The sequence below is a fragment of the Vibrio sp. SCSIO 43009 genome (genome assembly GCF_023716525.1).
In the GTDB taxonomy this organism is placed as follows: Bacteria; Pseudomonadota; Gammaproteobacteria; order Enterobacterales; family Vibrionaceae; genus Vibrio; species Vibrio alginolyticus.
Genome location: NZ_CP071843.1, coordinates 1,178,891 through 1,195,661 on the forward strand (window position 1 = coordinate 1,178,891; position 16,771 = coordinate 1,195,661).

General features: G+C 44.5%; 14 protein-coding genes. 3 read left to right on the forward strand and 11 right to left on the reverse strand.

Annotation, left to right across the window (positions count from 1 at the left end):
* Positions 1-174 precede the first annotated feature (174 nt).
* Positions 175-1,551, forward strand: coding sequence for an NfeD family protein (locus J4N43_RS20825; protein WP_053349192.1), 1,377 nt, complete (start codon positions 175-177; stop codon positions 1,549-1,551).
* 10 nt (positions 1,552-1,561) lie between these two features.
* Positions 1,562-2,344 carry a slipin family protein gene (locus tag J4N43_RS20830; RefSeq protein ID WP_005373196.1) on the forward strand — a complete coding sequence of 261 codons (783 nt, stop codon included), beginning with the start codon at positions 1,562-1,564 and terminating at the stop codon, positions 2,342-2,344.
* A gap of 41 nt (positions 2,345-2,385) precedes the next feature.
* Here J4N43_RS20830 and J4N43_RS20835 read toward each other — a convergent pair whose 3' ends face one another.
* Positions 2,386-2,820, reverse strand: a complete 435-nt coding sequence (locus J4N43_RS20835; protein WP_053349193.1) for a globin — start codon at positions 2,818-2,820, stop codon at positions 2,386-2,388.
* A 243-nt stretch (positions 2,821-3,063) separates the two neighbouring features.
* Here J4N43_RS20835 and J4N43_RS20840 point away from each other — a divergent pair, with 243 nt between their 5' ends.
* Positions 3,064-3,720, forward strand: a complete 657-nt coding sequence (locus tag J4N43_RS20840) for an NAD(P)H-dependent oxidoreductase (RefSeq protein WP_042523604.1) — start codon at positions 3,064-3,066, stop codon at positions 3,718-3,720.
* A gap of 96 nt (positions 3,721-3,816) precedes the next feature.
* Here J4N43_RS20840 and choV read toward each other — a convergent pair whose 3' ends face one another.
* The 10 genes from choV to J4N43_RS20890 form a co-directional block, all read right to left on the reverse strand.
* On the reverse strand, positions 3,817-4,995 hold the full coding sequence (gene choV / locus J4N43_RS20845; RefSeq protein ID WP_042523602.1) for a choline ABC transporter ATP-binding protein: 1,179 nt from the start codon (positions 4,993-4,995) through the stop codon (positions 3,817-3,819).
* 2 nt (positions 4,996-4,997) lie between these two features.
* The gene (choW, locus tag J4N43_RS20850) at positions 4,998-5,840 is read right to left on the reverse strand and encodes a choline ABC transporter permease subunit (RefSeq protein ID WP_005392552.1); all 843 of its coding nucleotides are present in this window, start codon (positions 5,838-5,840) and stop codon (positions 4,998-5,000) included.
* Positions 5,841-5,915: 75 nt separating this feature from the next.
* Positions 5,916-6,854 carry a choline ABC transporter substrate-binding protein gene (locus J4N43_RS20855; protein WP_005382646.1) on the reverse strand — a complete coding sequence of 313 codons (939 nt, stop codon included), beginning with the start codon at positions 6,852-6,854 and terminating at the stop codon, positions 5,916-5,918.
* 36 nt (positions 6,855-6,890) lie between these two features.
* Entirely contained in the window at positions 6,891-8,606 is a 1,716-nt protein-coding gene (gene betA / locus J4N43_RS20860; protein ID WP_053349194.1) for a choline dehydrogenase, read from the reverse strand.
* A gap of 180 nt (positions 8,607-8,786) precedes the next feature.
* Positions 8,787-10,247, reverse strand: coding sequence for a betaine-aldehyde dehydrogenase (betB, locus tag J4N43_RS20865; RefSeq protein WP_053349195.1), 1,461 nt, complete (start codon positions 10,245-10,247; stop codon positions 8,787-8,789).
* Between the two features lie 18 nt (positions 10,248-10,265).
* The gene (gene betI, locus J4N43_RS20870) at positions 10,266-10,865 is read right to left on the reverse strand and encodes a transcriptional regulator BetI (RefSeq protein ID WP_017820329.1); all 600 of its coding nucleotides are present in this window, start codon (positions 10,863-10,865) and stop codon (positions 10,266-10,268) included.
* A 605-nt stretch (positions 10,866-11,470) separates the two neighbouring features.
* On the reverse strand, positions 11,471-13,492 hold the full coding sequence (locus J4N43_RS20875; RefSeq protein WP_081051365.1) for a tetratricopeptide repeat-containing diguanylate cyclase: 2,022 nt from the start codon (positions 13,490-13,492) through the stop codon (positions 11,471-11,473).
* A gap of 462 nt (positions 13,493-13,954) precedes the next feature.
* A complete protein-coding gene (locus tag J4N43_RS20880) occupies positions 13,955-14,713 on the reverse strand; it encodes an SDR family oxidoreductase (protein ID WP_053349197.1) in 759 nt (252 codons plus the stop codon).
* A 9-nt stretch (positions 14,714-14,722) separates the two neighbouring features.
* A complete protein-coding gene (gene mmsB / locus J4N43_RS20885) occupies positions 14,723-15,619 on the reverse strand; it encodes a 3-hydroxyisobutyrate dehydrogenase (protein ID WP_053349198.1) in 897 nt (298 codons plus the stop codon).
* A gap of 19 nt (positions 15,620-15,638) precedes the next feature.
* On the reverse strand, positions 15,639-16,769 hold the full coding sequence (locus J4N43_RS20890) for an enoyl-CoA hydratase/isomerase family protein (RefSeq protein WP_053349199.1): 1,131 nt from the start codon (positions 16,767-16,769) through the stop codon (positions 15,639-15,641).
* Positions 16,770-16,771 lie beyond the last annotated feature (2 nt).

The window sequence follows — 16,771 nt, forward strand, 5'->3', positions numbered from 1 at the left end:
CCAATAATTTGCTTTAGTTTACTATCTCACACAGCGTTTATATATAAAAAAGTAGTCTCCTAATTAGCCTCGGCAACTTATTCATTAGAACCTATACTCAAGCATCTCTAAGTTATTTGGATATACTTGAATTAGGATTTCAAAAAGTCCCTGTGACCACACAAGGAGGACTGCATGAAACGACTATGGATATGGTTCTTACCTTTACTCTTGATGGCCAGTCAAGCACTGGCGAATACTGTTTGGATTGTTCCTGTCAAAGGCGCTATAGGGCCTGCTACTAGCGACTATTTATCTCGTGAAATAGAAGAAGCTCAACTAAACGGTGTCAGTTTAGTGATCTTAGAGATGGACACACCAGGCGGCTTAGATAGCGCAATGCGAGATATTATTCACGCGATTACCACCTCCTCCACTCCAATTGCGACTTGGGTTGGCCCGTCAGGATCTAGAGCGGCTAGCGCAGGGACATACATTTTACTCGCCAGCCACGTTGCCGCCATGGCTGAAGCCACCAACCTTGGCGCGGCAACGCCCGTCGCGTTAGGTGGTGCCCCTCAGCCCCCTTCATCGGATGATGGCAAAGATCAAAACGCGGAAGAAACGTCAGAAGGAACCAACGAAGGTTCAGAGAAAGTTCCCGCGAAAACCGCAATGGAGAAAAAGGTGATTAATGATGCTAGAGCCTATATTAAAGGCTTAGCAAAGCTTCATGGCCGAAATGCAGAGTGGGCAGAGAAAGCAGTGAGCGAAGCAGCGAGTTTGGACGCCACAGAGGCATTGGAATTAAACGTTATTGATTATATAGCCAACTCACCAGAGGATTTAGTCAAAGCCATTGATGGACAAACTGTTAAAGTTAACAATCGTGATGTGACATTGTCACTGGAAAATCCAGCATGGGTTGAAAGAACGCCAGATTGGCGAGCAGAAATGTTAGCCGTTATCACCAATCCAAACGTTGCCTACATTCTAATGCTCATCGGCATCTACGGTTTACTTCTTGAATTTTACAACCCAGGAATTGGCTTACCCGGTGTGCTAGGTGGGATTTGTCTGCTTCTTGCCATGTACGCACTACAAATGATGCCCGTCAACTACGCAGGTCTTGGTCTGCTGTTACTCGGTATTGCACTAATGATAGCGGAAGCATTCAGCCCGAGCTTTGGTATTTTGGGCTTAGGCGGCGTTGTCGCCTTTGTACTCGGTTCGATATTTCTCATGGACAGTGAGTTACCAGGATTCCAGATCGCCCTTCCTTTGATTTTTGGTATTGCCATATTTTCCGTGGCTCTAATCGTGCTGACCGTCGGCCTGCTGCTCAAAATTCGTCGCCGGCGTGTAACGACGGGTTTAGAGACTTACCCTGGGAAGGTCGCCGTGGTAAGCGATGACTTTATCGATGGCGAAGGACGCGTTCAACTCAACGGTGCGTTATGGCGAGCTAAAGCCAAAGACCATCAACAATTCAAACAAGGTGATCACGTCACCATTGTTAATGTTAAAGGGCTGACCTTAACTGTGATGCCTGATGACCGCCAAAATAAATAGGAGGCGCTTTATGATGCTCTATACCGTTGCGGTGATCGTGGTGCTGCTGTTCGCACTAGCGACCCAAATGTTCAAGGTTTTGAGAGAATACGAACGTGGGGTTGTGTTCTTTCTTGGTCGATTTCAAGAAGTCAAAGGACCTGGTTTGATCATCCTTATCCCATTTATTCAGCAAATGGTGAGGGTTGATTTACGTACTGTCGTTTTGGATGTGCCGACACAAGATTTAATTACCAAAGATAACGTTTCTGTGCGCGTCAACGCGGTCGTTTATTTTCGCGTAGTCGATCCTCAAATGGCGATTAACAATATTGAAAGCTACAGCGATGCCACCAGTCAGTTAGCACAAACCACGCTGCGCTCGGTATTGGGTCAGCATGAACTCGATGAATTGCTATCAGAGCGAGAACGCCTCAATAAGGATTTACAATCCATTCTCGATCAACAAACTGATGACTGGGGAATCAAGATTGCTACGGTTGAAGTCAAACATGTTGATTTAAATGACAGCATGGTCAGAGCCCTAGCCCGTCAGGCAGAAGCAGAACGTAACCGTAGGGCGAAGATCATTCACGCTACTGGTGAGTTAGAGGCTTCAAATAAATTAAAAGAAGCAGCGCAAATGCTCAACGAAGCACCGAATGCACTGCAATTACGTTACATGCAGACACTCACTGAAATCACTACAGACAAAACATCCACTATTATTTTTCCAATGCCGATCAATCTTGTCGAAGCTGTCAGTGATATCGCCGAAGCGGTGAAAAAGAATAAAGAGACACAAGATAAGTAAGGTTCTGACCCTAGGAAGTAACGACCACTCACGTTACTTCCTTATTTGGAACTCGCTTTAAGGATGTGCCCATCTTCTTTATCACACTCTTGTTTCATTACTTCTAAGCCCGTTTTAAAGCATGTTCGCCAAGCGGTTTCAACATCGGTATCGTACCCGGAATCACACTGTCGAACCGTTTCTAACAAACTCTCAAGCCAAACATCAAAATCCTGCGGCTCTATACCAATTTCGGCACTTGCATGCTTTTTCCCATACTTTTCCACCATTTTGTGCGCTTCGGTCGAGGTATCTGCCATCATAAAAAATACGATAGACCCTCTAAGCATTCTCACTTGTTGGTGCATGTCTATACCGTCAAACTTCTGTCTAAAGTTGGCGCTTTTCGACCATAAATTTTTGTAGAACAAGTCGAAAAACTCCTGATCTGAAGTACAACGTTCATAGCTATCATTAAAAACTTCAATCACGTTCATGTTGCTTTCCCCTACGCCTCAATATGAGTTTAATTTAATATCAAATAAAAGCTTCCAAATAAGGACTTTTAAGTTTCAAATCGATCAACTCACATCGATTTTCAACAAAAAGTAAAAAGTGATTTAAATAAACACCCTCTTATCAATGAAAAAATATCCATTATCATGAACCCATATTCGAGGTACGCATGGTTGTCGATGCTAGTGCATCCTCATCTGTCATCACATAAAGAGGATATAAACGTGTCCCATCAAATCATTACCGATCTAAATAACCGTTACACTGCAAAAAAATATGATGAAACCAAGCGCGTTTCTCAAGAAGACATGGCGATAATCAAAGAAGCACTGCGTTTGTCGGCGTCTTCTATCAACTCACAACCATGGAAATTCATCGTTATTGAAAGTGATGAAGCGAAGCAACGTTTCCACAATACGTTTGCAAATATGCACCAGTTTAACCAACCACACGCGAAAGCCGCATCACATACGATTCTATTTGCTTACGATCCTAAATTTACTAAAGAGAAATTTGCGAAACGTGTGGATGCAGAAGTAACATCTGGCCACTTGCCAGCGGAGATGTACAACAACTTTATGGGTGCTTACGCTTTTGCCGATGCAAATACGGACGAAAATGGCTTCAACGGAAACTGGACAAAAGCACAAGTCTATTTGGCACTAGGCAACCTACTACACACATTGGCACGACTAGGCATTGATTCAACACCGATGGAAGGTGTCGATCCGGCTCTGATTGGAGAAGAGTTTAAAGAAGAGCTCGAGGGCCATATTTGTGAAGTTGCGCTGGCGATTGGCTACCATAAAGATGGGGAAGATTACAATCATGGTCTTCCAAAAGCGCGCCTTGCAATGGATGACGTAATTACGACTCTATAATCGACCATTGTCTTAGCTTAGCGACTTAAATCATTGTTTAAACTAAAAAGAGCCGCACATTAATGCGGCTCTTTTTTACTTGGTTCTGCGTCAACTTTACGCAACTTGCTCTGACTTAAAATTACCAAGCAATGCATCGTAAAGCTCATTGTCGCTTAACACACCAACCAGCTTATTATCTTCAACCATAAGCAGAGGCTGATTGCTACGCTGTTTAAGTTCAATCGCTTCTCGCATACTGATTTCTGGACTAACCTGAACCAGAGAGTTTTCATTAACTTCGTCAAGGTTCGAAGAATCGCTCTTCCATTGAATCAACGATTTATCTTTATCCGCTAAACTTAACCCCTTGCTCTCTTGTATCACCCAAATATCTTTATCAGGGCAAATCAGAACACGCGTATCTTCGCGAACCAAATCGTCACGCATTAAGGAACGTCCCTTCAGCACATTTAATGGATTAGTGTGAGCAACAAAGTCCGCCACATAATCGTTTTCTGGAGCAAGAATGATCTGTTCTGGCTTGCCATGTTGAATCAGCTTTCCTGATTCCATAATGGCGATGTTGTTACCGATTTTAAGTGCTTCATCCAAGTCGTGACTCACAAAAAGAATGGTTTTGTTTAGCTTTTCCTGAAGCAGAATCAATTCATCTTGAAGCTGAGCACGAATCAATGGATCAAGTGCTGAAAACGGTTCATCCATTAACAAGATATCAGTGTCCATCGCGAACGCTCGCGCTAGGCCAACACGCTGCTGCATACCACCAGAAAGCTCGTGCGGGAATTTGGTTTCCCACTCAGATAAACCGACCATTTCGAGCTGTTCACGCGCCTTTTTACGACGCTCTGCTTTACCAATGCCTTGCATCTCTAGACCAAACGCTACATTGTCTAACACCGTTAACCAAGGCATCAATGCAAACTTCTGAAACACCATGGACACGCGGTGCGTACGAAGGTGGCGCAGTTTCTGTTCGTCACAGTTAGAGAGCTCAACCATATCGTCGCCATCTTTAATTTTCAGAGAGCCACGAGAAATATCGTTCAATCCGTTAACCGTTCGCAGCAAACTTGATTTACCCGAGCCTGAAAGCCCCATCAAGACACAGATCTCACCCTGTTTCACGTTCAGCGAAACATTATCAACCCCAACCACTTGGCCAGTTTCATCAATGATTTCTTGTCGAGATTTCCCTTGATCTAGTAGTGCTAGCGCCTGTGCTTGTTGCTGACCAAAAACGACATCAAGATTTTTAATAGTAATAGCGTCCATGATTATGCCTCCTTCTGGTTTGGTGCTTTACACAAGCGGTCAAGAATGATGGCAACGAGTACAATCGCTAAACCAGCTTCAAAACCTTGTGAAATGTTTACCGTATTCAGTGCACGTACGACTGGCTTACCAAGCCCATCAGCACCAACAAGCGCCGCAATGACCACCATAGAAAGAGACAACATAATGCACTGCGTAACGCCAGCCATAATACTTGGCAATGCCGCAGGTAACTCCACCTTAAACAGTAGCTTCATGCGGCTGGCACCAAATGCTTTACCCGCTTCAAGTAGCTCCTCCGGCACTTTAATAATGCCGAGGTACGTCAATCGAATTGGCGCAGCGATAGCGAAAATGATGGTCGAGATTAGACCAGGGACAATACCCAATCCAAACAGAACCAAGGTTGGAATTAGGTAAACGAATGTCGGGACGGTCTGCATTAAATCGAGTATTGGCCGCAACAAGGTGTATAACCAAGGACGGTGCGCCGCCATAATGCCCAACGGCACGCCAATTAATACGGAAATCGTTGTCGCTGCAAACACAAGGACAAAGGTTTCCAGCATTTCTTGCCAGTAACCAAGGTTGAGAATTGCGAGTAAGGCCAACACGATAAATACGACAAGAGGAATGCTGCGATGTAAGAACCAAGCAATTGCCGCCGTCATAATGATTGGCGCTGCAGGTGGCATCCATTTAAAAATGTCCACCACGAAAAGAATGATCGTTTCAAGTGTAATAGAGATTGCATCGAAAAAACCCGATGCATTGATGGTTAACCAATCGACGCCAGTTTCCATCCATTGGCCCAACGGTAGTTTGTTGTCCGTAATAAAATTCAAAATAAAACCTTTGTGTTAATGAAGCGGGCAAAACTGCCCACTTTCTTTTAAAAAAACGAGCTCAAATACTGCTTATTAAGCGTTTGTTTTTAAGTAGTTTGTAATAGCTGTTAGCGCATCTTGGCCATCCACCGTTTTCACGCCCTCTAGCCACGCTTCAATTTGCTCTTGGTTTGCATTCAACCATGCTTGCGCTGCTTTTGATGGCTTCTGTTTCTGGTTAAGAATCGCTTCCATCAGTTCATTTTCCATTTCTAGGTTAAACTCTAGATTTTTCACTAGCTGACCTACATTTGGACACTCAGCGAGGTAATTTTTACGTACGTTTGTGTAGACGTTCGCGCCGCCGTAGTTAGGACCGAAGAAGTCATCACCACCCGCTAGATATTCCATTTCAACGTTACTATTCATTGGGTGCGGCGCCCAACCTAGGTACACAATCCATTGATTGCGGCGTGCGGCACGTGATACTTGAGACACCATGCCAGCTTCACTGGACTCAACTAGGCTGAAATCTTTTAGGCCGAATGCGTTGCTATCAATCATTGACTGAATTAAGCGGTTGCCATCGTTTCCTGGTTCAATGCCGTAAATGCGGTCTTTAAATTTGTCGGCATGTTTTACTAGGTCAGCGAAATTGGTTACGCCTGCGTCATAAACGTATTTTGGAACCGCTAGCGTGTACTTTGCGCCAACGAGGTTCGCGCGTACGGTTTCAACAGTACCTGCATCACGGTATTTCGCGATATCACCTTCCATCGTTGGCATCCAGTTACCTAGGAAAATGTCGATATCGCCATTAGCCATAGAGGAGTAAGTTACAGGCACAGACAGAAGATCGGTCTTCGTTTTGTACCCCAACCCTTTAAGTAACTCTGATGTAACGGCAGTGGTCGCTGTGATGTCAGTCCAACCTACATCTGCGAAACGAACCGTTTCACATTGGTTGGCGTAAGCGCCTGTTGCTAAAGTACTTAGTGCAATTGTTGAGAAGATTTTTGTCATCTTAGACATGTTGAATTCCTTGTAATGATTACTGACTTTTTCATTTTATGAGATCGAATCGAGATCTCTTTTTGGCGGATGCATTCGTTGCATCTCTTGCCAGTCCGGTGCAATCCAAACTGGTACGTTGTTCGACGTTTCTAGGGCGTTATCCAAAATCATATCCGCGGCGCGTTCTGCCACCATAATCGTTGGCGCATTTAAATTACCGTTCGGAATGGTTGGGAAAATAGAAGAGTCCACCACACGCAAGCCTTGAATACCGCGTACTTGGCATCGCTCATTTAAGACGGCTAATGGGTCATTATCTGCGCCCATTTTGCAGGTACAAGATGGATGGTAAGCACTCTCGACGTTTTGCTTCACCCATTCATCAATCTGTTCATCCGTTGTGATGTTCAGACCGGGTTGGATCTCATCCCCACGAAACTCATCCATGGCTGGCTGATTGAGGATCTCGCGAGTAAGGCGAATACAATCACGCCAATCCTGCTTATCTTGTTCAGTGGAAATGTAGTTAAACTCAATCTTCGGCTTATCATTCGGATTCGCAGAGACAACTTCGACCGACCCGCGACTTTCTGGCTTGTTAGGTCCAACGTGCACTTGGAAACCATGACCATCAAAAGCAGCTTGCCCGTCATAGCGCATTGCCGCTGGCAAGAAGTGATATTGAATATTTGGCCACTTTAGTCCTTCACGAGAGCGGATAAACGCACACGATTCAAAGTGGTTAGTAGCCCCTAGGCCTTTGCGAGTTAATATCCACTCAGTGCCAATCAAGCCCTTGCTCACCAAGCCTAATTTGCTGTTGAGCGTGATAGGTTGTTTACAGTGATATTGGAAGTACACTTCTAAGTGATCTTGCAGGTTTTTACCTACTCCCTCCAACGAGTGTTTCACCTCAATGCCCGCTTTTTCTAATACTGCCTTAGGGCCAATGCCTGAAAGCTGCAACAGCTGAACGGAGCCAACCGAACCCGCACTCGAAATCACTTCATTATTCGCAAAACATTGCTGAATTGAACCTGACTTTTCAAATTCAACGCCTACCGCTTTCTTGCCTTCTGAATCAGTTTCTTCTAATAAAACTCGATGAACCGTCACCCTCTTCATTAGGGTGAAGTTTTTGCGTTTTTTAGCACGGCTTAAGTATGCATTAGAGGTTGAAGCGCGTACGCCTTTGTCGACGGTCATATGCATTGGGCCAAAGCCCTCTTGTTGATAACCGTTGTAATCTTTTGTTTCTGGGTAGCCCGCTTCTTTGCCTGCATCAATAAAAGCTTGGTACAGCGGGTTGAGCTTCATATCGTTGCCGTTACATGTGCCGACTGGACCGTGATCGCCCCGATATTCATCAGCACCACCAATCCAAGACTCTGCTTTACGGAAATAAGGCAAACACGACTGATAGTTCCAGCCTTTCGCGCCTTCCTCTTCCCACTGGTCAAAGTCACAAGCGTGTCCGCGAACGTAAACCATGCCGTTGATAGATGAGCTACCGCCCAGAACTTTTCCGCGAGGACAATGAAGTTGGCGACCATCCAACCCTTGCTCTTCAACCGTCTCAAACTGCCACGCGTATTTTTCAGTGTTCATCGGGTAAGAAAGCGCTGTTGGCATTTGGATAAAAATACTTTTATCCGACCCACCCGCTTCGAGTAATAGGACCGAATTTTGACCACTTTCACTTAAGCGATCCGCTAACACACAGCCGGCCGAACCCGCACCGACGATGATGTAATCGTAGTGTTGTTGCATTTTTATTCTCCTAGGAGTTAATACTCATCACCGTAGATAAGTGAGCGAAATTAGCGTAGGAAAAATGCTTGAGAACAAGGCGGAAATTTTGATAAGTAGTTAACCTACAATCAAAATTGACAACGTAGTTATCGAGCATTTTAACAAGCTAAAGTGGTCAGTTATCTACTATGAGTAGTATCATTTGTAAGGGCTTTCGAAGTCGCTTAGCTGAACCAGAACACTCTTCGTTTGTGTGTAATGTTTAAGGGTTTCGACTCCGTTTTCACGGCCAACACCTGATTGCTTGTAGCCGCCAACTGGCATTTCCGCAGGTGAGTCACCCCATGTGTTCACCCAACAAATACCCGCTTGAATTTGATGGATCACACGGTGCGCACGAGATAGGTTTTGAGTAAAGACACCTGCCGCTAAGCCATAATCGGTGCCATTTGCGCGCGCAATCACTTCCGACTCATCGCGGAATTTCAGAACTGACATTACCGGGCCAAAGATTTCTTGTTGAACGTGGCTCATGTCATCATCGCAATCAACAAATACGGTTGGAGCAACAAAGTTACCATTAGCTAGGCCATTGTCTGTTACTTTGTAGCCGCCAGTCAGTAACGTCGCGCCACTCGCTTTCGCGGCTTCAATCGCTCCTAAAACTTTCGATTCATGATCTTTAGAGATTAGCGCGCCAATCTGCGTGTTCTCATCAAGCGGATCGCCGACGACTAACAGCTCGGTTCGGGCTTTAAGTTGTGTGATAAAGTCGTCATAAATACCTTCATGGACAAATACGCGTGTACCGTGCGTACAAACTTCACCTTGGGTGTAGAAGTTCGCCACCATGGCCGCAGAAACGGCATCGTTTAACTTCGCATCATCAAAAATAATCAGTGGAGACTTACCACCAAGCTCCATCGTTACTTGTTTTAGTGTCTTAGCGCTGTCACTCATTACGACTTTACCGGTGCCTGACTCACCCGTGAATGACACTTTTGCGATATCAGGATGCGCCGTTAGCATCTGTCCTACTCGGTAATCCCCTTGCACGACATTAAATACGCCATCTGGCATGCCCGCTTCTGAATAAATTTCGGCGAGCTTAAGCGCCGTTAATGGTGTTTCTTCTGATGGCTTGAAGATCATTGCGTTGCCCGCAGCCAGTGCTGGCGCCGATTTCCACATCGCAATTTGAATTGGATAATTCCAAGCGCCAATACCCGCGCAAATGCCCAATGGCTCACGACGTGTATAGAAAAACTGATCGTCGCTGAGTGGCTGCTGTTCACCTTGTAGACTTGGAGCAAGGCCAGCGTAGTACTCAAGAACATCGGCACCTGTTGTGACATCAACCGCGATAGCTTCTTGAATGGGCTTACCAGTATCTGCCACTTCCAATGCAGCCAGCTCGTCATTACGCTCACGTAAAATGGCAACGGCTTTGTGTAAAATACGGCTGCGCTCAATCGCAGTCATCGCCGACCATGCAGCAAAACCTTTTTTTGCCGATTCAATCGCTGCTTGAAGATCGTCTTGGTTCGCTTGTTTAATGTTGGCCAATGGCTCACCATTCGCCGGATTGTAAGTGGTGAAGTGTTCATCTGAACACCCGTCGTACATCGCACCATTGATATAGTGTGCTTTCATTTCCATTTTGAAGACCTGTAACTTTTATATTTTTTCAGAATAAAACGTAAGTTGTTTTTCGAGATAATCGTTGATGATGATTCTCGCTCTTTCTGCATCAATGCCTTGCGGGTTGAGCGTTCCGCGCAGCCAAATTCCATCAATAAGTGATGCAATACCATGAGCAACCAATTCAGCCTGCTCTGCATTTAATAATGCTTTGAGTTCTTTTCTTAGGTGGGACAATAGACGTCGTTCGTTGACACGCTGTAAACGCTTGAGCTGCTCGTCATGCATTGAGTACGACCAAAACGCCAGCCAAGTCTTAGCAACTTGGTTTTCTGCCTGATAGCCGACAAAGTTACCGTCAATGATTGCATTAATTCTTTGGTGATGAGCATCACTTGGCAGCTCACGTAACTTCTGTGTGATAGTGGACGAAAGCTGACGCAAGATTTCTCGCATCGTTTCCTCCAGCAATCCGTGCTTACCACCGAAATAGTGGTTGATAATCCCCGTTGATACACCGGCTTCTTTGCTGATTAACGAAATACTCGCCGCGTGTAAACCGACTCTATCAATCACTGACATTGTCGCTTTCACAAGCTGCGGTTTTCTGATTTCAGGCATCCCCACCTTTGGCATTTTGCGTCCCTGTTATTTTTAATTGAACGGTTAGTTAAATATAAAATGCCTGAAAATTAATTCGAACTCAAATTATTTTTAAAGAAAAATGTTAGTAAAAAAGGATGAAAAGTTGAGGGTGTACGAAAAATCGCTCGGTAAGAACTTGTCGGGATAACTAGATTTTAGTTTAAGAACAAACAAACAAGAAAAACAAAATCAAATACTTAACTCTTACTCTATTTTTAAAACGATTATGAACGAGTTGATTTTTGAACAACAAAAATCTGTGCCACAAAAAATTTATATCGACCACTAATCATTTCACCTGTACACGGTTTATTTGTACAAAGAATAGACACACTAGTTTGTTATAGTTTTGTAGACACAAGTGGCATTCGCACTTTGAAGGTGAAGAAGGCAAAGAGAGAGGTTATATTGAACGCCATGAATATGCGATTCGATATCCTTAAGCCATTTTTAAGTAATATCGCCAAGTGACTTTAAGATGTTAGATTCAGCGTTTTATATTCGAAGCAAGGATCTCAAAGTCACTTGGCTATCAAAGTAAATGGGAGGGATAAGTTCAGATTCATCGTGCGATGAGCCTGAACTTTTGATTTCTGTTACGCTAGCGAGCGACCTTCCACACAGTTGCGTCCGTTCGCTTTCGCTTGATAAAGCAATTTATCGGCCTGATCGCAAAGTGATTTAAAACTCATCTCATTATCTTCAGTGGTAACGACTCCAAAACTACAGGTCACTCTCACTTCTTCTTTCTGTTCCGTAACAAAGCCATGTAGGGATAAAGCGCTACGTAAACGTTCTGCAGTAATAAGGGCGTTTTTATGGTCTGTATTGGGCATAACAACAACAAACTCTTCACCACCAAAGCGAGCAACAATGTCGTTCTCACGTACAGTTTCCTCCAACACTTTGGCAACGCCCGTTAGTACGGTATCTCCAAACACATGCCCATAGGTATCATTTACCTGCTTGAAATAATCCACATCGATTAACGCTAAAGTTACTGGCCCCGATTGTGGTTTATTTGGCACCATTTTCTGTTTATCGAGTTTGCTATCTACCCATTTATTTAAAGCTAGATAACCGTACTTAACTTGCTCGACTTGCTCAAAAACAAATTGTTGTATCTTTTCTTGCTTAGATTGAGGTACCGGTTTCTCTTTTCGCTCACGCCTCACTTCTACTGGCTTAGTGAACCAGTCCTCTAAAAAACGGCGATTGAACAACCCTGTCAATGTGTCTGTCTTTGCGAGGCGACGCATTCTCAAACGCGAGCGATTGACGACGAGAAATACTACCGCCATCAAAAATAGAACACCGATGAGCGCAAGTAGCGCTTCACCCAATAAGTAAAAAGTACGACGGTTATTTTCTAGCTCCATACGCTGCAACACATTGTTCCAGTTGAGATCTTCGTTCTCATATTCAAGTCGTTCCAACTCAAATAACGTCTGCTGGCGCTCAAGATTTTCAACTTCTCTTTGATTGCTAAATTGGATAAATTTATCGTGATAGTTACCGTAAGTTTCGAATGCTAGTTTAAAGTCATTGCTTCCCGCATAGGCCATAGCGGCGACTTTTAGTAGCTCCATTTGCTGTTGCTTGACGTATCGACTCTCTATAATCTCCGGCAGCATTGGTGCGATCATCGCTAAAAGTATTTCAAATTGCTGCTGCTCTAACATATATTCGGCTTGTAACAACTTAAATGTTGCCAAATACGCGCTAGACGTTTCTCTGTACTGTAAATTCTCCGCCAGCTTCAAGTGGTTAACCATCTTCTTTTCTTGATTCGTCTCGCGATATAAAGCTGCAAGTTCAAGGTTAACTCGAAATCTAAAGCGTCCATCACCGATAATTTGAGCCAGCTTTAACGCTCGCTGATATGACGCTATCGCCTCTTCGTATTGGAACTGTGCTTTATGAAGTTTCGCTATCGTCAAAACGCTCAACAACTCATTGAACGACATACGCCTATCCCTAAAATAGCGATATGCTTGTTCCAAAAGCGCCTCAGATCGGTCGTAACCCTGAATTTTGACAAGTACGTCACCTAGCTCTAGTGCTGCACGTTCTACCAGCCCGTGAACACCTGAAGATTCAGCCGCATCCATGGACGACATAAGTGCAGCATAGGATTTTTTAAACTCACCTTGCTCATCGTAATAGCGTCCTTTTAGCAACAGGATTTCTGATTCAAGTTGCTTATCACCATTCTCACGCGATGTTTCCAACAAGCTATCCAACGCAGAAAGCGCGGTATCGATATCGCTCTTTCCAACCATAGTTCGCATCTGAATCAACTTAAACAGGAGATACTCATGGCTCTGTGGACGCACAAGCTCCAATCCTTTTTGAACGACACTCTGACTCTCTTCTACGCGCCCTAGCAGCTCTAAAACCGTGGCCTTGGCAAGCCAGTAACGCACCAACAGCGCTGTTGGTTGGTTTTGTAGCAAAGACTCTTCTTCTAACGCTTCAATCAAAGCTAAAGAACTCTGAGGTAATGCGTAAATTTGATTTTCGATGCCTTCTAACGACTGTAAAAACTTACCTTCCTGTTCCACCTTTTCTGTGGAGGCCTGAACAGAAAAACACAGACACCCCAATAATAGCGGCATCGTCCTAATCGAATGAAATAGTGACATTATTGCTCTTCCCTAATGGGTAGTTACTTCAGTGTAATTGAGAATTCTGATTATTTATTATTAAGACAACTGAAGGTTATTCAGTCAGCCTCATATTCCCATGTATTTTGCGCTGAATAATAAATCACCATCTTTAGATGCCGAAATAGTTTTCGGTTGCAATATGACCAATAAGAGTATTTTTTACACACCAAGAATAATGATCTCGTTAGTGAGACAAAAGATCGTCTTAGTTGTGAGTTAATACATTTACATGACAAGCAATATAGAACTAGCCATTCACATTAGAAATAGAATAAATTTTTATACCGTTCGATGAGATAGCAGTCGACCATGCATCCAATACATTTTTCAGATAGAAGCAATAAAAGAAAGGAGAAAGTGGAAGGAAGCGGACAATCAAACTCGCTCCCCTTTTTTATGTTGCAGAGGGGGTTACATTCGCATTCCGCCATCGACTTCGAACACTCGTCCGGTCACGAATTCGTTGGTTAACACGTATTTTATGGTCGATGAAATTTCATCCGCCAAACCTAAACGTCCAACCGGAATCATTCCGATTAAACGTTCCATCGCTTCAGGTTTTATTTGGTCTGTCATGGCAGTTTTGATGACACCCGGAGCAATCGCCACTGAGCGAATTCCGAAACGCCCTAACTCTTTCGCCCACACCGTTGCCATGGTGGCTACCGCCGCTTTAGATGCTGAATAGTTGGTTTGACCAATATTCCCGGCACGCGCAACGCTGGATATGTTGATCAGAACCCCTTTGCTATCGGTGTTCAGCATTACCTTGCTCGCTTCACGGCCACACAGGAAAGTGCCTGTTACATTCACATCTAGAACAGACTGAAATTGTTCCAGCGACATCGTGTTAACCTGACCATCTTTGACTTTAATGAACATACCATCACGCATAATACCTGCGTTATTGATAACGCCATTGAGCTGCTTGAAATCTACCTCAATTTGCTCAAAAGCAGTGCATACCTGCTGTTCGTCAGTCACGTTCGTCACATAAAAACGAGCGGTAACGCCGAGAGATTCACATTCCGCTTTCGTTTCAGCCAGTTGCTCTGAATTGAGGTCGATAAGCGCAAGATGAACGCCATTTTCCGCCAGTGACAGTGCCATTTGTTTACCCAGCCCCTGCCCTGCCCCCGTGATCGCAATGACCTTATTTGCTAACTCCATAAGTGCTCCTTAGGCCTGATTTTGCTTTTGGTAGAACTCAAACAAGCTTGAGAAATCTTTTTGCCCGTTGCCCTGACCGTTGTGAAAATTAAACAGGTTACGAGCCAAGCTGCCCATTGGCGTTGATGTTTGACTGGCAACCGCCGCTTCCATCGCAAGACCCAGATCTTTAGCCATTAACTGGCTCATAAAGCCGCCTTGATAACCATTGCTTGCAGGCGTATTTTCCATCACACCTGGACAAGGGTTATAAAGCTCTAGCGCCCAGTTACGCCCTGAACTTTGCAACATGATGTCGGAAAGCACTTTGGGATCGAGTCCGTTTTCCATCCCTAAATTGAGTGCTTCACAGGTGCCGCTCATCAAAATGCCCAACATCATGTTATTGCAGATCTTCGCGACCTGACCAGCTCCAACATCGCCCGCATGGAAGATGTTTTTACCCATGTGGCTAAGCACCGCTTTGGCTTGAACAAAGTTCTCTTGTGAGCCGCCAACAATGAAAGTTAACGTACCTGCTGCTGCGCCCGCAACGCCACCAGATACTGGTGCATCAACAAAACTGATACCAAGTTGCGATGCTTTTTCGCCAACCAAACGAGCAGTCGCCGGATCGATGGTGGATGAATCAATCAGCAAGGTGCCTGATTCGACGCTATCTAAGATGCCATCTTGACCAAGATAAACGCTTTGAACGTGTTGGCTCGCTGGCAGCATAGTGACAACCACCTCCACACCTTGTACTGCCTGCTGAACGGAATCGGCACTTGAAGCGCCCAATGCGGTCAACTCCTCAACTGCGCTTGGGTTCAAATCAAATACTTCGACATTCAAGCCCGCTTTGAGTAGATTCTTAGCCATAGGCGCACCCATGTTACCAAGGCCAATAAATGCAATTTTGTCCATATCGTATTTCTTCCTTGTACTAAAGTGCCACTATAGCTACCGACGATGCGGTCAGTGGGTATTCTGCTGAGTCAATTGGCGAGAAGAAGCGCTCCAAAACTTGTGGCGTTACGTCAGAAACCGTGCGATGTTGCCAAGTCGGTTGATTGGTTTTATCAATAATCAGCGCACGAACCCCTTCTCTAAAATCACCTTCTAAGCCACAACGTAGTGTTAGGTTAAATTCCATATCAAAACACGCTTTCAAAGAGAGGTTTTGATACTGCGTTAACTGCTGATAAGTGATACTGAGCGACAACGGACTGCCATAGTTCAGTGACTTCTGCGCATTGACGAACCACTTGTTATCAACGTTAGCACGGCTGATTGCATCAACAATTGACGCTAAGTCACCCGAACATAACTGCTCAATCAATTCCGCATAGGGCATCAACATCCCTTCGGTTGGCTCGTCCACGTGTACCGAACGCAGCGTAGTGGCGATTTTTTCGTTGATGTTCGCTTCACCTTTCCAACTTACCGATGCAAGCAGATCCAGCAGCACTTGTTTGTTTTCTGGCTGTGCAATCCATTGGCTTAACCCCAACGCTTTCATATCTGTTGCGTTAATTTGACAAGCAGTCAAACTTAAGAACAGTGCCAAATGTTTTGGCAACTGGTTTAGGAAGTACGTCGCACCTACATCTGGGTAAAGGCCAATTTTAATCTCTGGCATTGCAAAGCGTGTGGTCGTTTCTGCAACGCGATGGCTAGCACCCATAAATAATCCCACACCGCCGCCCATCAAATAACCATGTCCCCACGCGATGATCGGTTTTGGATAAGTATGAATAAGATGATCACAGCGATATTCGAGGTCAAAGAAGGTTTCCATCGCTGAAAACGCAGAATCAAAATCTTGCTCTTTGTTTTCAAGTGCACGGTAGATCGCTTGAATATCGCCACCAGCACAAAACGCTTTTTCACCTTGAGCATGCAAGAATACCGCGACGACGCTGTCGTCCGTTTGCCATTCACTAAGCTGTTTGTACAACTTCTCAATCATCACGTAACTCAACGCGTTGAGAGCAGCTGGATTATCAAGCTCCAGCACACCAATAACAGAGCCATCAGCGCACTTAAGCTTTGAAACATTTACTGTACCTGTCATTT

What these genes read in the sequence shown, in the direction of transcription:
- betA (WP_053349194.1), bottom strand. Translation starts at nt 8,606, where the DNA reads ATGCAACAACACTACGATTACATCATCGTCGGTGCGGGTTCGGCCGGC.
- betB (WP_053349195.1), bottom strand. Translation starts at nt 10,247, where the DNA reads ATGGAAATGAAAGCACACTATATCAATGGTGCGATGTACGACGGGTGT.
- mmsB (WP_053349198.1), bottom strand. Translation starts at nt 15,619, where the DNA reads ATGGACAAAATTGCATTTATTGGCCTTGGTAACATGGGTGCGCCTATG.
- choV (WP_042523602.1), bottom strand. Translation starts at nt 4,995, where the DNA reads ATGGACGCTATTACTATTAAAAATCTTGATGTCGTTTTTGGTCAGCAA.
- J4N43_RS20880 (WP_053349197.1), bottom strand. Translation starts at nt 14,713, where the DNA reads ATGGAGTTAGCAAATAAGGTCATTGCGATCACGGGGGCAGGGCAGGGG.
- betI (WP_017820329.1), bottom strand. Translation starts at nt 10,865, where the DNA reads ATGCCAAAGGTGGGGATGCCTGAAATCAGAAAACCGCAGCTTGTGAAA.
- J4N43_RS20835 (WP_053349193.1), bottom strand. Translation starts at nt 2,820, where the DNA reads ATGAACGTGATTGAAGTTTTTAATGATAGCTATGAACGTTGTACTTCA.
- J4N43_RS20855 (WP_005382646.1), bottom strand. Translation starts at nt 6,854, where the DNA reads ATGTCTAAGATGACAAAAATCTTCTCAACAATTGCACTAAGTACTTTA.
- J4N43_RS20830 (WP_005373196.1), top strand. Translation starts at nt 1,562, where the DNA reads ATGATGCTCTATACCGTTGCGGTGATCGTGGTGCTGCTGTTCGCACTA.
- J4N43_RS20825 (WP_053349192.1), top strand. Translation starts at nt 175, where the DNA reads ATGAAACGACTATGGATATGGTTCTTACCTTTACTCTTGATGGCCAGT.
- J4N43_RS20875 (WP_081051365.1), bottom strand. Translation starts at nt 13,492, where the DNA reads ATGCCGCTATTATTGGGGTGTCTGTGTTTTTCTGTTCAGGCCTCCACA.
- J4N43_RS20890 (WP_053349199.1), bottom strand. Translation starts at nt 16,769, where the DNA reads ATGACAGGTACAGTAAATGTTTCAAAGCTTAAGTGCGCTGATGGCTCT.